The organism is Caballeronia telluris (assembly GCF_001544495.1).
In the GTDB taxonomy this organism is placed as follows: Bacteria; Pseudomonadota; Gammaproteobacteria; order Burkholderiales; family Burkholderiaceae; genus Caballeronia; species Caballeronia telluris.
Map to the genome: position 1 here is coordinate 271042 of NZ_FCNZ02000005.1, position 18008 is coordinate 289049.

At 61.7% G+C, this 18008-nt stretch carries 13 protein-coding genes; 4 read left to right on the forward strand and 9 right to left on the reverse strand.

The features are described from left to right. Positions 1-9: 9 nt before the first annotated feature. From AWB66_RS09150 to AWB66_RS09160, 3 genes are all read right to left on the reverse strand, one after another. Entirely contained in the window at positions 10-1455 is a 1446-nt protein-coding gene (locus AWB66_RS09150; RefSeq protein ID WP_235021053.1) for a DUF6418 domain-containing protein, read from the reverse strand. 17 nt (positions 1456-1472) lie between these two features. Next, entirely contained in the window at positions 1473-2642 is a 1170-nt protein-coding gene (locus AWB66_RS09155; RefSeq protein WP_087629959.1) for a glycosyltransferase, read from the reverse strand. 74 nt (positions 2643-2716) lie between these two features. Beyond that, the gene (locus tag AWB66_RS09160; RefSeq protein WP_087629960.1) at positions 2717-4936 is read right to left on the reverse strand and encodes a polysaccharide biosynthesis tyrosine autokinase; all 2220 of its coding nucleotides are present in this window, start codon (positions 4934-4936) and stop codon (positions 2717-2719) included. Between the two features lie 189 nt (positions 4937-5125). On the opposite strand from AWB66_RS09160, the gene AWB66_RS09165 reads away from it, so the two are divergent. Next, complete coding sequence (locus tag AWB66_RS09165) at positions 5126-6394, forward strand: glycoside hydrolase family 71/99 protein (RefSeq protein ID WP_087629961.1); 1269 nt, start codon at positions 5126-5128, stop codon at positions 6392-6394. Here AWB66_RS09165 and AWB66_RS09170 read toward each other — a convergent pair. The 6 genes from AWB66_RS09170 to AWB66_RS09195 form a co-directional block, all read right to left on the reverse strand. Further along, positions 6381-6944 carry a D-glycero-alpha-D-manno-heptose-1,7-bisphosphate 7-phosphatase gene (locus AWB66_RS09170; RefSeq protein WP_087629962.1) on the reverse strand — a complete coding sequence of 188 codons (564 nt, stop codon included), beginning with the start codon at positions 6942-6944 and terminating at the stop codon, positions 6381-6383. The genes AWB66_RS09165 and AWB66_RS09170 overlap by 14 nt on opposite strands. Further along, positions 6934-7695: a nucleotidyltransferase family protein gene (locus tag AWB66_RS09175; RefSeq protein ID WP_327354081.1), complete on the reverse strand. Its 762-nt coding sequence runs from the start codon at positions 7693-7695 to the stop codon at positions 6934-6936. Before AWB66_RS09175 ends, AWB66_RS09170 begins: the two co-directional genes overlap by 11 nt. Then, positions 7662-8243, reverse strand: a complete 582-nt coding sequence (locus AWB66_RS09180) for a D-sedoheptulose-7-phosphate isomerase (protein ID WP_087629964.1) — start codon at positions 8241-8243, stop codon at positions 7662-7664. The genes AWB66_RS09175 and AWB66_RS09180 overlap by 34 nt, the downstream gene beginning before the upstream one ends. After that, positions 8240-9286 carry a GHMP family kinase ATP-binding protein gene (locus AWB66_RS09185; RefSeq protein ID WP_087629965.1) on the reverse strand — a complete coding sequence of 349 codons (1047 nt, stop codon included), beginning with the start codon at positions 9284-9286 and terminating at the stop codon, positions 8240-8242. The genes AWB66_RS09180 and AWB66_RS09185 overlap by 4 nt, the downstream gene beginning before the upstream one ends. 499 nt (positions 9287-9785) lie before the next feature. Next, positions 9786-11171 carry a sigma-54 dependent transcriptional regulator gene (locus AWB66_RS09190; protein ID WP_087629966.1) on the reverse strand — a complete coding sequence of 462 codons (1386 nt, stop codon included), beginning with the start codon at positions 11169-11171 and terminating at the stop codon, positions 9786-9788. A gap of 203 nt (positions 11172-11374) precedes the next feature. After that, on the reverse strand, positions 11375-14029 hold the full coding sequence (locus AWB66_RS09195) for a PAS domain-containing hybrid sensor histidine kinase/response regulator (RefSeq protein ID WP_087629967.1): 2655 nt from the start codon (positions 14027-14029) through the stop codon (positions 11375-11377). 262 nt (positions 14030-14291) lie between these two features. On the opposite strand from AWB66_RS09195, the gene AWB66_RS09200 reads away from it, so the two are divergent. The 3 genes from AWB66_RS09200 (at position 14292) to AWB66_RS09210 (ending at position 18000) form a co-directional block, all read left to right on the forward strand. Further along, on the forward strand, positions 14292-15794 hold the full coding sequence (locus AWB66_RS09200; RefSeq protein ID WP_087629968.1) for an MFS transporter: 1503 nt from the start codon (positions 14292-14294) through the stop codon (positions 15792-15794). Between the two features lie 260 nt (positions 15795-16054). Next, positions 16055-17059, forward strand: a complete 1005-nt coding sequence (locus AWB66_RS09205; protein ID WP_087629969.1) for an HlyD family secretion protein — start codon at positions 16055-16057, stop codon at positions 17057-17059. Further along, positions 17056-18000, forward strand: coding sequence for an ABC transporter ATP-binding protein (locus AWB66_RS09210; protein WP_087629970.1), 945 nt, complete (start codon positions 17056-17058; stop codon positions 17998-18000). Before AWB66_RS09205 ends, AWB66_RS09210 begins: the two co-directional genes overlap by 4 nt. Positions 18001-18008 lie beyond the last annotated feature (8 nt).

Sequence of the window (18008 nt, forward strand, 5' to 3'; positions counted from 1 at the left end):
GAGTTCACGTTATCCCCGTATGCGGCGATGGAACCCGGCCGCGCGGGCATCGACGCAATACCACCAGGCGAGCGCGATCAGCACGTATCCGAGCGTGCGCAAGCCGAACAGATTCCAGTACTCGCCCTGCTGCAAACCGAAGCCCACATACGAGACGATCTTCGTCACGAGCCACAGCATCACGACCCCGCCACGCTGCGTCACGACGATCTGCGCGGCCGCAAGCGCGCCATACACGACGCCGGTCAATGCAATGAAGAGCGCCGCGCCCGCGAAGCCGAACCAGTAGACGGGCACCGCCATCTGGCCCATCGTGAAGGTCACGTCGTCGCGAACATAGGCGCGCAGAACGTCGGGGGTTCCGTAGGCGAGCATCACGTCGCGCAAACCGCTGACGGCGCCGTCGTTGAAGAACGTCGGCGCTGCGGGCGATGCAAGGGAACTCAGCACACGCGAAAATGCGGCCGCGCCGCCAGCTGGTGCATCGAAGAGGCCCGCGTCGTTATCGACGACGTACCAGACCTGGCCTTGCAGCAAGACGCGCGACATGACCGTATCCGACAGGTCGAGCCCTTGTCCCTTGTATGCATAGAACACCGATGCGCAGCCAAGCGCGAGCGCAATCGCCGCGCCGACGCCGAGATAGCGGACCACGCGCTCGCCGTTCGCGGCTTCGATGGCAATGAACGGCACGAGCACCGCGAGGCCCACGCCGAGCACCGACATAAACTGCTCGCCATGCAGCACCAGAAGTCCGACGTCGGCGACGATCATGAGGATCGCGGTCCATCTGACCAAGCGCGTCGGCGCCGAACAGAACGTGCCGAGCAGCACGGCGACGAACAACTGATTGTTCAGGAACAGGTTGAAGAGCGGCCCGGCACTCGCGCTATCGTTGCGTAGCGCAAAGCGGTTGACGCCCTTGAGCAGCGCGAAGCCTTCCGTCGCGCCGGCGATGACGCCCGTTGCGATCACGGCCGCGCCAAGCGCGAGCCCTAGCGCGATGCTGCCTTGCTCGACCGTCATGCGCGGCACGACCGGCCCACGCACGCGACCCTCGCGATACAGATAGTTGAAGCCGACCAGGGCGCAAGCCACAAAGATCAGATAGAACCACAGAAGCCGGCTGAAGGCGCCCGTTGCTTCGCCCTGGACGCCGGTCTCCACGAGAAAGCCGCCGCTCTCGATGCCGACGCCCGCGACGAACACCGAGAGACTGATGGCAAGGAGATAGAGCAGCGACACCGAAAACACCGGCCGCGCGATCACCAGCGCGACAAGACCCACACCCGCAAGCGCGAGCGCTCCTGTCGCGCTGTAAGATGCAAGGCCGAGCGACGGCAACGCCGCGTTGGTCACGAACGCGAGCGCATAGAACGCGGGAAAGATCAGACCGGCGGCGGAGTAGCCGGCCGCGCCTGAATTTGCCGCTCGCATCGAATGGTGTGCTGCCATCAGAGTCCTTTGATCCGCTATACCTGACGCTGCGTCGCACGACGCAGCGCGCGGTGCAGATCGGCGCTGACCGCCGCGCTCGAAAAGCGCCTGGCATTCGCCCTACCGCTTTGCGCCAGCGTGCGGCGCAAATGTTCGTCCTTCAAGATCCGTTCGATCTCCCTGCGCCAGCCGGCGGTCCGCGTCGGTTCGCTCACGGCAAGGAACGAGTCGGCCATCGTGAATCGGTATACGGGCAGATCGGAAGCGATCACAGGAAGCCCTACCAGTTGCGCTTCGATCACCGTGCGCCCGAAACCTTCGTGCAGCGTCGGCGATACATAAACGTCTGCGGCCTGATAGCAGAACGCGAGGTCTTCATCGCTCGCCCCTTCGATGAAATGCGCCTTGATGCCAGCATTCCGTGCGATGTCCTCGCACTCCTTGCGGTTCGCGGCGTTCTGCGCCTTGCCAACGCGCAGCATCATCACGTCCTTGCGGCCGAGTTCCGCCATCGCGCGAAACACGACAGCGTTGTTCTTGCGTGTTTCGTCGGTGCCCACATTGAGGAACACGCTTTCGTCGCCGATCGCGACGCCCAGCTTTTCACGCAAGTGCTCACGGGCGCGTTCACGCACGCCGGCATCGACAGGAACGATGCGTTCGTCGAACGCGTTAGGCACGAGCTCGATGCGATCTGGCTTGATCCCAAGTTCCTCGATGCCGTCGCTTACCGTGACGCCCGTCGTCGATACGACAAGATCGGCCTTGGCGATCAGCGGCTGCAGCATGCGCATGTAGCGTGCTTTGAGCGTCTCGACGATTCCGCGCGTGCGGTCCGGAAAGATGACGTGATGCATCACGATGCAGACCTTCCCGCGCGCGAGTCGCACGAACGGGATCATGTACGCCATGTCTTCCTGGTAGAGCACGATGAGGTCTGCCGAACGCGCTGCGAGCATCGCGCGTAACGGATAAAGCACGAAATGCGTCCAGTAGCGCTTGAGCGAGCGCGGCTCTGCGGGGATGTCGATGGACTCGACCGTGAAGTCGTCGAACGTCTTCATCATCTCCAGGCAATCCAGGCTGTAGCGCATCACCCCGTTCCAGCTTGCCGGCCGTGGCCCCAGGAACCAGACGACGCGCGTCCGGGTCGTCTCGTCCAGAGGCCCCGACTCGTTCAACAACGATTCGCTGATTGCATCCATGCCGCCGGTTCTCCGTGACCGCGCAAACGTGCGCCTGTCGGTTCCTTCGATTGTGCTGATTGTCCGCGCCTTTCTTAAGCGCCGTCGAGGTAGCGGTACGCGTCCGAGTAGTAGCCATAGCGCAGCGGCGATGGCTCGAAGCCGTTGAACACCAGACCGTCCACCTGCGTGCCGACCTTCGAGAGACGCGAGACGGACTCGGTCACTTCCGAATAACTCACCTTGCCTTGTCGCGCCACGAAGAGCGTTACGTCGGCGAAGCGCGATATCACGGCGGCATCGGCGGCCGGAAGCACCGGCGGCGAATCGATCACGATCATGTCGTACTCTTCGCGCATCGAATCGATGAGCGCGGAAATCTTCTCCGGGCCGAGGAGCTTGCGCATGTGTCTGACATGCTTGCCCGCGGCCAGCGCGTGCAGGTTCTCGAACGGCTCGGTGATGGCTTTGCTCGGTGCAATCGTTCCTTGCAGCACGCCCGCCAATCCCTGATTTCCCTTGACCTGCATGTAGCGTTCGATCGTCGACTTGCGCATGTCCGCGTCGATCAAGAGCGTTTTCAATCCCTTTTCCGCATACAGATAAGCGAGATTCGCCGAGATCATGGACTTGCCCTGTCCCGGCACGGCCGACGTCACGAGCACGACCTTTGCGCCCGCCGTCGATGCGAGCTTGTATTGCAGCGAGTGCGCGAGTGCGTCCATCGCCTCGACGAGCGGCGTGTCCGATTGCTCCTTGCTCACCATGAAGCGCGGAATGTTCGAAACGCTCGCTTCGAGCTGATGCGGCGAGATGGGCAGCACGCCGAGCGTCTGAATGCCCACCATCGACTCGAGCCGCTTGGGATCGCGGATACTTCCCGAGAGAAGCGGAATGAGTTGCGTCGCGAGGAAGCCAAGGACCGCGCCGAACGCAGCGCCGAGCAGCACGACGATCACTCGCTTGGGGCGCGCAGGCTTTTGCGGAGGCACTGCCTTGTCGACGATCGCAGCATTGCCCATCGCACCGGCTTGCGCGATCTGCAACTGCTGCGCGTTGTTCAAGAGGCCGACATACAACTGATTGTTCACTTCGACATCGCGCGCGAGGCGCAAATATTGTTGCTGCATCGCGGGAAGCCGCGCGATCTTGCCTTGCAGTTCCGCCGACTTTTGATCGAGCTGCCGGAACTTGTTGGCCGCCGCGACGAGTTGCGGTTGCTCGCCGGTGAAGCGCTGTGCCAGATCCTGATAAACCAGCTTGGCTTCGAGGCGCGACTTCTCGACCAGCGCCGATTCGTCGAGCAGCATCTTTGCTTCGCCCTGCACGTCGATCGTGCCTTCCTTGTTGCGATAGTCGTTTAGCGCCTGCTCGGCCTTTTGCACGCGCTCCTTGACGACCGGCAGTTGCGCGTTCAGGAATGCAAGGCTGCGTTCTGAATCCGCCGCGTGACGCCTCGCGTTCGACTCCAGATACGCGGCGGCGACCGCGTTGACAAAGCGCGACGCGAACACCGGGTCCGCATCTTCGAACGCGAGCTGGATGATGTTCGATTGCCGCTTCGTCTCCACCACATTGAAGACTTTCTGGATCTGTTCGAGCCGTGCCTGAGTCGAGAAGCGCTGCACGGTGAACTCGGTGCCGGGACGCGCAATCATCTTCTGCACGTTCACGGTGTAACCCGCGGCGGCGCTCGGCGTTCCGACTGTCCCGGTCAGCACTTCGTTACCGGCCGCGTCCTTGAGGGTCCACTTGTCATTACCTGCGTAGTCGAGTTCAAGCTTCTTTCCCAACTGTTCGTCTGGCACGTTGAACGTCTTGAACTCGACCGCTTCTCCGCCCCAAGCCCATAAAGGTTCTTCGATCAAAGGGGCGACAAGGCCGCTGGGCTCCTTGGGAAGAATCGAGCCGAGGAACGCGCCGACGAGCGGCATGCGATTCTTGACCGAGACTTCGGCCTGCGCGACGGTCGTGTCCATCGCCTGCGCGAGCACGGTACGGGAGCGAACGATGTCGATTTCTCCGACGACAGGCGAATCCTGAATATCAAGCGCTTTCGACACGTCGGAAAGCGAGCCGAGCGTGCTCGCCTTCCTTTCCTCGATCTGGATCAGCGCATCGGCGGAATACACCGGCGTGGAGAGCGCGATGTACATCACCGAGAGCACGACGCATGCAAAGAAGACGCCTATGAAGATCCATTTGTGGTCGAAGACGTTCTCGACCATGTCAAGCGGGGACAGCTTGATTCCTTCTCGCGATCCCTTGTCGCTCCATCCAAGATCGTCGTCAAGGAAAGGTCTGTTTCGGCTCATGCATGGACTCCACTATTCGCAGGAGATACAAGCACGCCTCTGGCTTGAGCGGCGATGCCTGATGGGAATTAAACATGTCATAACATGAGACCACAGTGCTTAACGGCATTCTGTTGGCAAGCCAACATGGTTAAAGGACTCAGAGACCGTATCCTCTCATCATTGAATTGATCGGCTCTTCTTTTAGACATGCTTAAGCCCATTGCGCTTGCCGTACTGCTTTCGATTTCCGCCTTGACAGTCGATGCGGGCGCTGCCGAATTCGTCTCGACGCTCAATGCGCCCAACACTTCCGCAAGCCCGCTTTTCAAGGGCTCGTCGAACGGCAATCTGGCGGGCACGACATCCGTGTCCAAAGTCGATGTTCATACGTTGCTTTACCCCGGAAGCACGACCAAGGTACTCGCGCACTACTTGCCCTGGTGGGGGCCGAACCCACGCGGCCTCGACGTGGGCTATCGCTCCGACGATCCGCGCCAGGCGCAGCGCACCTTCGACGATATGGCATCGCGCGGCGTCGACGGCGTGATCGTCGACTGGTACGGCGAGGGGCATTTCGTCGATACCGCCTGGAAGGCGTCGATGCCCGCGCTTGCCGCGAACCCCAAGATGAGCTTTGCGCTGATGGTGGACAGCGGCACGTTCAAGTTCAACGCTTGCAAAGGCTGCGACCTGAACCAGACCATTCTTCACCAGCTCGACTACATGGCGCGCGAGTATTTTCCTTCGCGCCAATACCTGCGTCATGACGGCCGGCCGGTCGTCTTCGAATTCGGCATGGAAGCGGTTGGCAAAGCGGATTGGGCTCGCATACAGGCAGCGCGTCCCGACGTTCTCTGGGTCCACATTCATGCACATGGCCTTAATCTTCCCGCAAGCAAAGGCGCTTTCGTCTGGGTAGAGGCGCAATCCAAAGCACGCGCGAAAGACGATCCCGCCAGCCTCACCGGCCTCGACATCTTCTACAACACCGCAACGAGCCAGCCCACGAAGATCGCGGTCGGCGGTGTGTGGAAGGGCTTCGACGATTCGATGGCGCCGTGGGCCGCCGCATCTCCGCACGTACTTGCACAAGACTGCGGCAAGACGTGGCTCGAAGGCTTCCGCATTCTCAACGAGCACTACAGCGCGCATCAGCAAATCCCCTTCCTTCAGCTCGTTACCTGGAACGACTATGAGGAGGGCAGCGCGCTCGAAACGGGTATCGCGAGTTGCGTGAAGATCGATGCGCGCCGCGCGGGTCAAACGCTGGCCGTATCGCTTAGCCATCCGGAGAACGTCGATCATCTTGAGCTCTATGAGCAGGCGGCTCCTGCATCGTTCAGACTCGTTGGACGCTACGCGCCTTCCGTCACGTCGATCCCGCTTACAGAGCGATCTTCCAATTCTTACTTTCTCAAGGCGGTCGGCAAGCCGTTCATGCAAAACGTGATCTCGCCACCCATCAAGCTTGAATAATGGCTGGTTTAGCCTTCAACAATGGGGTAACTTCCAGCAAGGCATCGATTGCCAGCGCGCCATTCGGCACCTCACTTTTCTCTTTTGAACCGAACAAAAAGCAATGGCCGACTCCCGCACGCCGTCCCGCTTCCATATCCGATCGTTTGTCACCGATCAGGATCGAAGCCGGCATATCCAGATCGAGATCTTGCCGCGCTGCGTCGAACATTCCTGGCGAGGGCTTTCTGCACAAACAGGATTTCCGGTATGCGCCCAACGCCGCGTCTGGATGATGCGGACAGTGGTAGACCCTGTCGATGGTCGCGCCTTCTTTGACAAAGCGATCGCTCATCCACTGCATGAAAGACGCGAACTGCGCTTCCGAGTAATAGCCACGGCCGATGCCAGCCTGATTCGTCACCACGATCACCGCATAACCAGTTTCATTTGCCAGACAAACGAGATCGAAGATGCCTGCGATGAACACGCATCGCTCGGGCTGGTGGACATAGCCGAAGTCGACATTCATCACGCCGTCCCGATCGAGGAATAACGCCTTACGCTTCACGACCGTAAGCCTCTAGCATTTGGGGAATGACGGTCTGCGCGCGCGCGTAGTCTTGCGGAATGCCGATGTCGATGAACTCCGTCACATCGGGAAAGACCCGCATATCCATTGCAGCAACCCGTTTAGCCAGGAAATCCTGCTCGAACGAAAATCGCTTGGGCAATTCGCACGCTAGAACACTTGCTGCCCTTAGCGTGTACGTTCCGGCGTTGATGAAGCCATGTCCTTCACGCTTTTCATGGAATGCGCGAAGGCGCCTGGTCTGCGCATCGAAGGCAAGCGTGCCGTAGCGGGAACCGTCCGGCACGGTCGTCGCCGCGATCACCAGGTCCGCCTTGGTCGACCGATGGAAGGCCGACAGACCGCGCAGATCGAGGTTGGAAATCGTATCGCCGTTCATCACGATCATGTCGGGCGCACCGTGAGCGCGCAGTGCGTGCACGATCGCGCCGCCGGTGCCCAACGGCTCATGCTCCTCGACAAACGACACTTCGATGCCGTCACGGGACGACGCGACAAAGTCCCTGATGTGTCGCTGGCCGTGTCCGATCGCGAGCACGATCTCAGGCGCGCCTTGCTGCACGAGCCGATGCAGCATCCACGACAGGAACGGCCGCCCGCCAATCGACGCCAACGCCTTCGGCATCTCGTCGCCGAGGACCGGACGCAAGCGCGTACCGAGCCCGCCCGCGAGAATGAGGCATGGCAGGACGTCGCTCATCCGAAGATCTTCTCTTCGACGATGCCGCATATGATATGACCGCACAGCAGATGCGCTTCCTGGATTCGCGGCGTCGACGGCGACGGAATGTCGATACAGACGTCCGTGAGTTCGCGCATTTGCGCGGCGCCGGCACCGTTGCCTGTAAAGCCCACCGTGAACATGCCCGCCGATCGAGCCGCTTCGAACGCGCGAATGATGTTGGGCGAGCGGCCCGAGGTCGAATATCCCCAGAACACGTCGCCTGCTCGGCCCGATGCCTGTATCTGGCGCTCGAAGAGCCGTTCATAGCCGTAGTCGTTGCCGATGGCCGTCAAGACCGACGTGTCGACCGTCAGCGCAAACGCGGGCAGTCCGGGTCGGTCGAAGCAAAAGCGGCTCACGAATTCGCCCGCAATGTGCTGCGCATCGGCTGCGCTTCCCCCGTTTCCTGCAAGCAGAACCTTGTTGCCCGCGCGAAACGCCACGGTGATGCGCTCCGCAACCTGCTGCACGCGTTCGATCAGACCGCTATCGGCCCGAAGCGCCTGCAAGACCGAAAGTGTCTTGTCGATCTCCCCCAGGACAGTCATCGTCATAGCTTTTTTCTCCACGATTGGGCGCCGATATCGGTGAACGTGCAATTGAGCACGTGACCATTGAGCTGGCTGCTGGCGCTTAGCGTGCGCATGACCCGTGGCCGATCTATAGGATCGACAAAGAACATCATGAAGCCGCCGCCACCCGCGCCCGATACCTTCCCGGCTTTAGCCCCCGCATTGATCGCGACTCTATAGAGTTCGTCGATCATGGGATTCGAGATGTTTCGGGCCATGCGCTTCTTGGATTCCCAGGCGTCGGCCATGGAACGCGCGAACGCGTGAAAGTCGCCGCGCAACACGGCTTCCTTCATGCGAACCGCTTCGGTCTTGACTTCGTGCAGTGCGGCAAGCGGATCGCTCTCGCCATTGGCGACGTTGGCGCTTTGTTCCTTGATGATGTTCGCCGATTCGCGCGAGACGCCGGTGAAGTAAAGCACCAGCGACGCCTCCATTTCCGCCTTGGTTTCCTGTTTGATGCGAAGCGGATTGACGATCACACGGTCGCCGTAGAACTCCATGAAGTTCAGCCCGCCAAAAGTCGCTGCGTACTGATCCTGCTTCCCGCCTGCAAGGCAGAGGTCGACGCGTTCGATATCGTGAGCGAGATGGGCGATGTCGTATTCGCCGAGCGGCAGCGACAGCAGTTCGCAGAACGCCTGAACGAGCGCGACGACGATAGTGGACGAGGACCCGAGCCCCGACCCCGGCGGCGCCTCGGAACACGTCGTGATGGTGACTGCAAGCGGATGTCCGCCATTGAAGTCCCTGACGATGCGGTTGTAGACGCCGACGTGCAATGCGAGGCCCGGACGCGTCGCCAGTTCGGGCGCGACAGGACCGCGCCAGGATATGTCGGTGTCGGCCGCGACTAGTTCTATTCGCGCGTCGTCACGCGGGGCAATGGACGCGTAAGCGAACTTTTCGATGGTCACGTTGAGCGCAAGGCCGCCGAACTGGTCCGAGTAAGGCGGCACGTCCGTCCCGCCGCCCGCCAGTCCCAGGCGCAGCGGAGCCCGCGATCGGGCGATGAAGCTTGTCATGATATTTTCTCGCCGTGTGGTACATCGCCACTTGCGCATTCGTAATCGCCCCGCGCTCCGTCGTTTGCAGCGCAAGCGAAACAACCCCCGCATTCCTTTCGGATGCCTTATCGTTTTGTCGATAAGCCACTTTCAAGTCCTGCCCCGTTCAAGCCACGCATTCTCTCTACGATTTCTTCTTTCGCTAGCGCATCGACGAAGGAGCCAGGATTTCCGTGCCAATGCGAAACCGATTACATACGGCGCATTGTGCAACAAGGATCTGGCGGACATGAGTGCGTCTCCGCACGTTGAATGATGCTTTTGAACGGACGCTTAACTTTAGACAAACACGTGGGCATCCAGCGCGACGAGCCGCAATCGCGGGCGCCCGAAACCCGATCGCTCGCCTAAGCAATGCTTAAGACGCGAGGTCGCGCGCAAACGTTTGTCTAACTGTCTGGAAAAGCCTCAGGCTATAACCCTGAGGCTCCGAGGTCATGGCTAGCAGGAAAGCAGGTCACGCAGCAGGGCGCGCGCACTGCGTCTCGGACGTTCCGACGCCAAGCGTCGCAGATCGCAAACCATGCGACGTGAGCAGGCGATACAGCGTCACGCGTGAAATTCCGAGTTCGTGGGCCGCGTCGCCGAGGCGTCCACGATGACGCAAAAGCGCCAGTTCGATCGCCTGCCGCTCGGCCGCTTCGCGCGCCTGCGCGAGCGACACCGGCGCGACTTCGACGTATTCGCCCAGTTCGAGGTCGCGCGCGGTAATCTGCCGCCCTTCCGACATCACGATCGCGCGCCGCACTCGGTTGATCAGTTCGCGCACGTTCCCGGGCCATCCGTAGTTGTGAAGCGCGGCAATAGCGCACGGCGAGAAGCCGCGCAGACGCCGGTTGGCGTCTTTCTTGAAGCGGTCGAACATGTGCTTCGCGAGCAGCTCGATATCCTTGCCGCGCGAGCGCAGCGGCGGCTCGTCGATCTGCAACACGCAAAGACGGTGGTACAAGTCGGCGCGGAAGCGCCCTTCAATCATCGCCGTCTGCATGTCGACGTGGGTCGCCGAGATGATGCGCACGTCCACAGGCGTTGAGCCGTGGCCGCCGAGACGTTCCACCTTGCGCTCTTGCAGGAAGCGCAAAAGACTCGCCTGGCTTTCGAGCGGCAGATCGCCGATTTCGTCGAGGAAGAGCGTGCCACCGTTGGCCGCTTCGACGCGCCCGATCTTGCGCTGGTTCGCCCCGGTGAACGCGCCGCGCTCGTAGCCGAAGAGTTCGGATTGCAGCAGGTGCGCCGGAATCGCGCCGCAATTGATCGCGACGAACGGCTCGTTGCGACGCACCGAACGCTTGTGAATCGCCGCCGCAGTAAGTTCCTTTCCGGTGCCCGATTCGCCGGAAATGAACACGGACGCATCGGTCATCGCGACCTTGCGGATCGAGCGGAACAGCGCGAGCATCGCGTCGCACGAACCGATCATCTCGTCCTCGGCGCGGGCCGGGGCGCTGCTCTCCTCCGCCTCCTGCAAGGTCAACATGCCGTGGGCGTGGCCGACGGCATCGACGATACGTTCATTCGCCGTCGGCAGCGTCACATAGTCGAAGCAGAAGTCGCGTATCACTCTGCGCGCGCCGGCTTCCATGATTTGTTCAGGGTGGCCGATCGCGATCCAGCCGATCGACGGAGCGGCGAGCAAGGCTTCCATGACCGCCCAGTCGCGCGGAAACTGGCAGTCGGAGAGATCCAGGATGCCAGCGCTGACACCGGTGATGCGCCGCATTGCCTGGCCGCGCTTGCCGGGGTCGACGAGTTCGACGTCCCATTGCCGGTCCTTCAGGCGCGCATGCAGATCGGGACTCAACCCGAGTCCCACGTAATAGAGTTTCCTTGCTTCCCCGGTCATTTCCTTCTCTCGATGCTTTTAGTTATGAGGAAGCAGTATGCCTTCGGCGCGCGATTCGGGATATGCACGGCAAACGTTTCACTGCCGTGAAATCTTTAGATCAATGCGGCTTCGGCGATAAAGGTTTTTGTGGGACTAATTGCCGCCAGCTTAAAAACAGCCGAGGAAAATGCTACCGGCGGCGCCGTCGGCCCCAGCCCGACTCATGCGGCGCGCGACGACAGCGCTTTCAACAGGCTCTCCACGTTCACCGGTTTGACGAAGTGCAGGTCAAAGCCCGCCGCCTGAGCGCGCATGCGGTCCTCTGCTTGTCCGTAGCCCGTGATCGCAATCAGAAGCGGCGTCGTCTCGCCCTTCTTGCGCAGACGCCTCGCCAGTTCGTAGCCATCCATGCCGGGAAGGCCGATGTCGAGCAACGCGACATCCGGCTTGAATTCCTGCCCGACGTCGAGCGCCTCTGCCGGCGAATACGCCACCCGAGTGACGTGGTTCTCGGTTTCGCAGAGCATCGCGAGGGAATCGGCGGCATCGCGATTGTCGTCGACGATCAGAATACGGCGCACGGCCGCTTCCGGTTGCTCATCGAGCGCGGAAAGCGTCGCACCCGAGTGACGTTCCTGATGATGCAGCCGCGGCAGGTCGACGATGACCGTCGTGCCACGACCGGGCCCCGGACTTTGCACGGAAATTCGTCCGTCGTGCATTTCGACGAGCTTCTTGACGAGTGAAAGGCCGATACCGAGGCCGCCTTCCGAACGGTCGAGCGTGCGCTCGCCCTGCGAGAAGAGATCGAAAATCTTCGGCAGCAGATCGGGCGAAATGCCCGATCCCGTATCGCCGATCACGATCGACACCCACGCGTCGTCAGCATGCGCGGTGACGCTGATGCTGCCGCCTTCCGGCGTGTACTTGATGGCGTTGTTGAGGATGTTCACGAGAATCTGCGAGACCCGCGTGACGTCGCCGAACACCCAGTTGGTCGCGTCGGGCACTTCGACATGCATGTGCTGCATGCGCGCCTGCGCCATGCCGGCCACGGCCTCGACCGCGTGATACACGGCGGTGCACACCAGAATCGGCTCTCGCTTGAGCGCAATGCGACCCTGCGTGATACGCGACACTTCCAGCAGGTCGTCGACGATATGCGTCATGTGCTCGACCTGCCGCTGCATCAGGCCGACGAGGTCCTGTTCGCGCTCACCCAGCGGCACGTCCTTTTGCATCAGCGCGATGACCGTTCGCAAGGGCGCGAGCGGATTACGCAATTCGTGCGCGAGCATCGCAAGAAACTCGTCCTTGCGACGGCTCGACTCGCGCAGGATCAGTTCGAGGCGCTTGCGCTCGGTGATGTCGATGACGGAACTGATGACGCGCATCGGCTTGCCGGCGGCGCTGAGTTGCAGCAGCGCGCTGCCTTCTATCCACCGCTCGGGCTGGGAATTGTTCAGGCGGAATTCGAAGTTCGCGCTTGGCTTCTCGCCGTTCGCGAGGCGCCGGATATAGCGGTCGAGCGCGGCCCGGTCTTCTTCGTGCACGCGTTGCAGCGCCGCGACGTAAGGAACGCGTTCGGTCTTGCGCCGGTCGCCGCCATCTTCGATGGAGAGCACCCAATCGGACAGATCGAGCGTCGCGATACTGAGCTTGGCGGCCTGCATCGCCACCCTGAGCCTCAGCGAGCGCGCTTCGATCGCCGCTTTGGCCTCGTACTGCGCAGTGACATCGGTCGTCGTGCCGAACCATTCCTGAAGATTGCCGTTCTGATCGCAAAGCGGTGCGGCGCGCGCCTCGACGATCCGATACACGCCATCCTTGCGCCGCAAACGGAACGTAAGCGACTGCGTGGTCTTCTGGCGCAACGCGTTCTGCCAACTCTCGCGCGCCATCTCGCGATCTTCCGGATGGACTAGTTCCATCCAGCCCCAGCCCGCGATGCACGAAGGATCGACGCCCGCGAAATCGTCCCATGAACCGCCCGCTGGCCGCACGCTGCCATCCGGCGTCGCCGACCACACCATCGCTCCGGTCGATTCGACCAGCGCGCGATAGCGCCGCTCGCTGAGACTCAGCCGCTCTTCATGGATGCGATGATCGCTGATGTCGAACGTGACGCCGTACACGCGCACGAGGAATCCCTCGTGGTCGTACTCGGGATGTCCGCGCATGCGAAGCCACCGCTGCGGCGCGATCCGCTCGTCCAACAGAAAATCGAGTTCGAACGGCGCATGATGCTGCAGGACCGCATCGAGCTTGCGTTGATAGGGTTCGCGATACGCCGGCGCCACGCGCTCCGTCAATTCGGCGAGCATCACGGCGTCGGTGCCTTCGGGAAAATCGTAGATTTTCGCGAGTTGCGCGGTCATGCGCACGACGCGCGTTTTCATGTCCCATTCCCAGGCGCCCATGCAGGCACCCTGAAATGCGGCCTGAAGGCGCCGCTCGCTTGCTTCATACAATTCCCACGCGTGCTTGCATTCGTGGATGTCGATCGCCACGCCCACCGTATCGGCGATTCCACCCAGCTCGTCGCGCGTCGCCTGGAGATGCAGCGTATGCCAGCGGAACACGCCGTCCGCGCGCATCAGCCTTACGTCGACGTTGCGCAGCAGCGTGCGGCCCGTCATCTGACGAACCGCGTCGATGACAAAGCCGATATCGTCCGGGTAAACAAAGACGTTCCAGTGCTGCCCGAGCACCTTGTCATAGGGCACGCCGAGATAAAGGCAGGCCCATGGATTCGCATAGACGATGCGGCCATCGCGCGACGCACGCCAGACGAAAGCCGGAAGGAACCGGGCGGGCGCAGGATCCTCGGTACCCTGCGCGGGGTCGTCGTTTGTCGGTTGGCTGTCTTCGGCCATGGCAACGCTCTCTAAGACTGTTTTAAGCGGCTGCAACGAAGGCTCTCGCCCGTAGAGCATACGATACGCCGAACACCCGGGGCAGCACAGCAGCGAATGGGCCTACGGGTTTAGCTGCATGACTAAGATCGCGCGGTGAACAAAACGTCTGCATGTCGAAAAATCGAACGTGCGTGTGCTATGCGGGCAATACCCAAGATCGTTTCTATATGCAGCGTCTGCCAATCGACTTCCTGAATCAGTCTAAGCAATCTTGAGGCCTATGATCCGCTCGACTGCTACAACCGGCGTCCTGCTCGCGGCGATCCTTGGATCGAGCATGGCGTTCATCGACGGAACCGTCGTGAACGTCGCGCTGGCAGCGCTGCAAGCAAGCCTTCACGCGACGGCTAGCCAGCTCCAGTGGGTCGTCGAAGCGTATGCGCTGACGCTGGCGTCGCTCCTGCTTCTCGGCGGATCGCTCGGCGATCTCTATGGCCGACGCAAGATTTTCGCGGCAGGCGTGGTGATCTTCGCGGCCGCGTCGGCATGGTGCGGTCTGGCCGAAACGGTCTACACGCTCATCACGGCGCGCGCCATGCAGGGCATCGGCGCGGCACTGCTCGTGCCCGGCAGCCTGTCGCTTATCAGCGCTTCGTTTCCGGCGGAAAGGCGCGGCCGCGCGATAGGTACGTGGTCCGCATTCACCGCGATCATGGCGGCGTTCGGCCCAGTGGCGGGCGGCTGGATGATCGAACAGCTTTCGTGGCGCGCGGTCTTCTTCATCAATTTGCCGCTGGCCGCCGTCGTCGTCTGGATCACGCTGTCCGGCGTTCCGGAAAGCCGCAACGACTCGATGCCGCAAACCCTCGACTGGCCGGGCGCCTTGCTCGCGTGCGCCGGTCTTGGATGCGTGACGTTCGCGCTCATCGAAGCCGCTCGCGGCGGGACCGTCATCGCGACGACTGCGGCATGCGGCGTCGTCGCGCTCATCCTTTTCGTGGTTGTCGAGGCGCGCTCGACAGCGCCGATGATGCCGCTCGCGCTCTTTCGGTCGCGCACGTTCGCCGGCGCGAACCTCATCACGCTGTTTCTTTACGCGGCTTTCGGCGGCACGCTGTACTTCCTGCCGCTCGACTTGATTCAGGTCGAAGGCTACACCGCGACCGAAGCGGGCGCGGCGCTGTTGCCGCTCATTCTTCTTATCTTTGCGCTGTCCCGCTGGTCCGGCGGCCTGATCGCAAGCCACGGCGCCCGGCTTCCACTCGTCGTCGGGCCGCTCATCGTCGCAGCAGGGTTCGCGTGGCTCGCAGCGTCCGCATCGACCCGCGCCGGCGCTTCATACTGGAGCACGATCTTTCCGCCCATGTTCGTGCTCGGTCTCGGCATGGCGACCTGCGTCGCCCCACTGACGACCACGGTCATGAACGCAGTTCAATTGAACGATGCGGGCGTGGCGTCCGGCGTGAACAATGCCGTCTCGCGGATTGCCGGATTGCTCGCGATTGCCGTTTTCGGGGTCTTGCTGTCCGTTCGCTTCGACAGCATGCTGCAAGAAAAACTCGAAGCGCTTGCTCTGAGCGCCGATATGCGCAACGCCGTGTATATGCAGCGCGCCTTACTAGCAGGCATTCATAGCGGAAATCCGGCCGTGGCCCGTGCGATCGACGAGTCGTTCGTATCGGGATATCGCTTAGTGCTGCTCATTGCCGCTACCCTCGCCATCGCGAGTTCGGCCAGCGCCTATTTGCTGCTTCCCCGGGAGGACGTCGCTCAAAAGGGCTGAACCTTAAGCGGCTTCGCAGCTTTTAATTAAGTCGCGAATTCCACTTGCGAAATAGGTGGTTGGCGATGCGCGATTGACCTTGGAAACTAGAACGTCGATAATAGTTTCCATCGGGATGGATGCAGGAAGGCTGCGAGTAACTCGCCGCGCGACTGTTGGCCTAAGCTCTTGTCTTCTTCCATGAAACAAGCGCGCCACCTATTTCGGATAGCTGATTACCTTTTCAGACGTACCACGAACCCGATACGGAAGCTGACTCCATGAACCTCGCTCCTGCCCGCGCGAAGCTGACTCGGCGCTGCATCAGGCAGCCGATCAACGGCATCCATTTTGGATTGCTTTGCGCGCTCGTCCTGCTATCGGCTTGCTCGCGTGACGATCGGAATGTCTACCAGGGCTATGTCGAAGGCGAATTCGTGTATCTCGCTTCATCGCAGTCGGGTTCGCTTACGCAACTGTCCGTCGCGCGCGGCCAAACCGTGCGTTCCAATGCGCCCTTGTTCACGCTCGAAGCGGTCGATGAAACCGCTGCATTGGAAGGAGCACAACAGCAACTCGCCACGGCGCGCGCGCAACTCGCCGACATCGAGACGGGCAAGCGCGTGCCCGAAGTCAATGTGAACCGCGCACAACTGGCGCAGGCGCAGGCCAATGCGCGCAAAGCCGCCTTGCAACTCACGCGCGACGAAGCTCAATTCCGCGCGGGCGGCATCCCGAAGGCGCAGCTCGACGATTCACGCGCCAACGCCGATGCGACCGCGGCGCAGGTGCGCGAGCTGACGAACCAGGTCGAAGTGGCGCGCCTGCCCGGCCGCTCGCAACAGATCGCCGCGCAAAGGGCGCAGGTGGCCGCAGCCCAGGCATCCCTCGCGCAGACACAGTGGAAGCTGGACCAGAAGCGCGTCGTGGCGCCCGCTGATGGCCTGGTCTACGACACGCTCTATCGTGCCGGCGAATGGGTGCAGGCAGGCAGCCCCGTCGTACAGATGCTGCCGCCGCAGAACGTGAAGGTTCGCCTCTTCGTGGCCGAGGGCATCGTGGGGAATATCGCGGCCGGCCGCGCGATGACCGTGCATTGCGACGGCTGCGCGGCGGATGTCCCCGTCAAGGTCACCTATGTGTCGAACAAGGCGGAATACACGCCGCCCGTCATCTACAGCAACGAGAGCCGTTCGAAACTCGTCTTCATGGTCGAGGCGCATCCTTCGGTCGCCGATGCAGGCAAGCTGCATCCCGGCCAGCCCGTCACGGTGACACTGCAATGACCGCACCCGTCACCGACAACGTCATCGACGTCCAAAACCTCAACAAGCGCTTCGGAGACAAGCACGTCGTCAACGACGTCTCGCTGCAAGTCGCGCGCGGCGAAATCTTCGGCTTTCTCGGACCCAACGGCAGCGGCAAGACGACGTCGATCCGCCTGATGTGCGGCCTGCTCACGCCGGATTCGGGCACCGGCACCTGTCTTGGCTACGACATCCGCAGCGAGAGTGCGCAAATCAAGCGCAACGTGGGTTACATGACGCAGCGCTTTTCCTATTGGGAAGACCTGACTATCCGCGAGAACCTCGACTTCGTCGCGCGTATCTACCAAATGCGAAACCGGCGCGAGGCGGTCGACCGCTCGCTCGAAGGTCTCGGTCTGCAAAGCCGCGCGAACCAGCTCACCGGCTCGCTCTCGGGCGGATGGAAGCAGCGGCTCGCGCTCGCCGCCTGCATGCTGCACGAACCGAAACTGCTGCTGCTCGACGAACCGACCGCTGGCGTCGATCCCACCGCCCGGCGCGACTTCTGGGAAGAACTGCACCGGCTCGCGGCGCGCGGCATATCCGTGCTCGTCAGCACGCACTACATGGACGAAGCGGAGCGCTGTCACAAGCTCGCGTATATCGCCTACGGCAAGCTGCTTGCGAAGGGCACGGCAAGAGAAGTGATCGAAGCGCAAGACCTTCGCACGTGGGCGATCCACGGCGAACAGTTGAGCAAGCTCTCCGAGCAATTGCGCTCGGCGCCCGGCGTCGATCAGACCGTCGTGTTCGGCTCGGCGCTGCATGCAAGCGGCCGCGATCACGCAGCGCTCGAACGCGCGATAAGAAACGCGACCGAAGGCTCGCCGCTCACTATCGAAGAAATCAATACCGGTCTGGAAGACGTATTCATCTATCTGATGAGCCACTCGCAGGACAACTTCGGAGCGCCATCTTGAGCACGCGC

Coding starts and splice junctions, on each gene's coding strand:
- AWB66_RS09150 (WP_235021053.1), bottom strand. CDS start 1,455: ATGGCAGCACACCATTCGATGCGAGCGGCAAATTCAGGCGCGGCCGGC.
- AWB66_RS09155 (WP_087629959.1), bottom strand. CDS start 2,642: ATGGATGCAATCAGCGAATCGTTGTTGAACGAGTCGGGGCCTCTGGAC.
- AWB66_RS09160 (WP_087629960.1), bottom strand. CDS start 4,936: ATGAGCCGAAACAGACCTTTCCTTGACGACGATCTTGGATGGAGCGAC.
- AWB66_RS09165 (WP_087629961.1), top strand. CDS start 5,126: ATGCTTAAGCCCATTGCGCTTGCCGTACTGCTTTCGATTTCCGCCTTG.
- AWB66_RS09175 (WP_327354081.1), bottom strand. CDS start 7,695: ATGCGGCATCGTCGAAGAGAAGATCTTCGGATGAGCGACGTCCTGCCA.
- AWB66_RS09180 (WP_087629964.1), bottom strand. CDS start 8,243: ATGACGATGACTGTCCTGGGGGAGATCGACAAGACACTTTCGGTCTTG.
- AWB66_RS09185 (WP_087629965.1), bottom strand. CDS start 9,286: ATGACAAGCTTCATCGCCCGATCGCGGGCTCCGCTGCGCCTGGGACTG.
- AWB66_RS09190 (WP_087629966.1), bottom strand. CDS start 11,171: ATGACCGGGGAAGCAAGGAAACTCTATTACGTGGGACTCGGGTTGAGT.
- AWB66_RS09195 (WP_087629967.1), bottom strand. CDS start 14,029: ATGGCCGAAGACAGCCAACCGACAAACGACGACCCCGCGCAGGGTACC.
- AWB66_RS09200 (WP_087629968.1), top strand. CDS start 14,292: ATGATCCGCTCGACTGCTACAACCGGCGTCCTGCTCGCGGCGATCCTT.
- AWB66_RS09205 (WP_087629969.1), top strand. CDS start 16,055: ATGAACCTCGCTCCTGCCCGCGCGAAGCTGACTCGGCGCTGCATCAGG.
- AWB66_RS09210 (WP_087629970.1), top strand. CDS start 17,056: ATGACCGCACCCGTCACCGACAACGTCATCGACGTCCAAAACCTCAAC.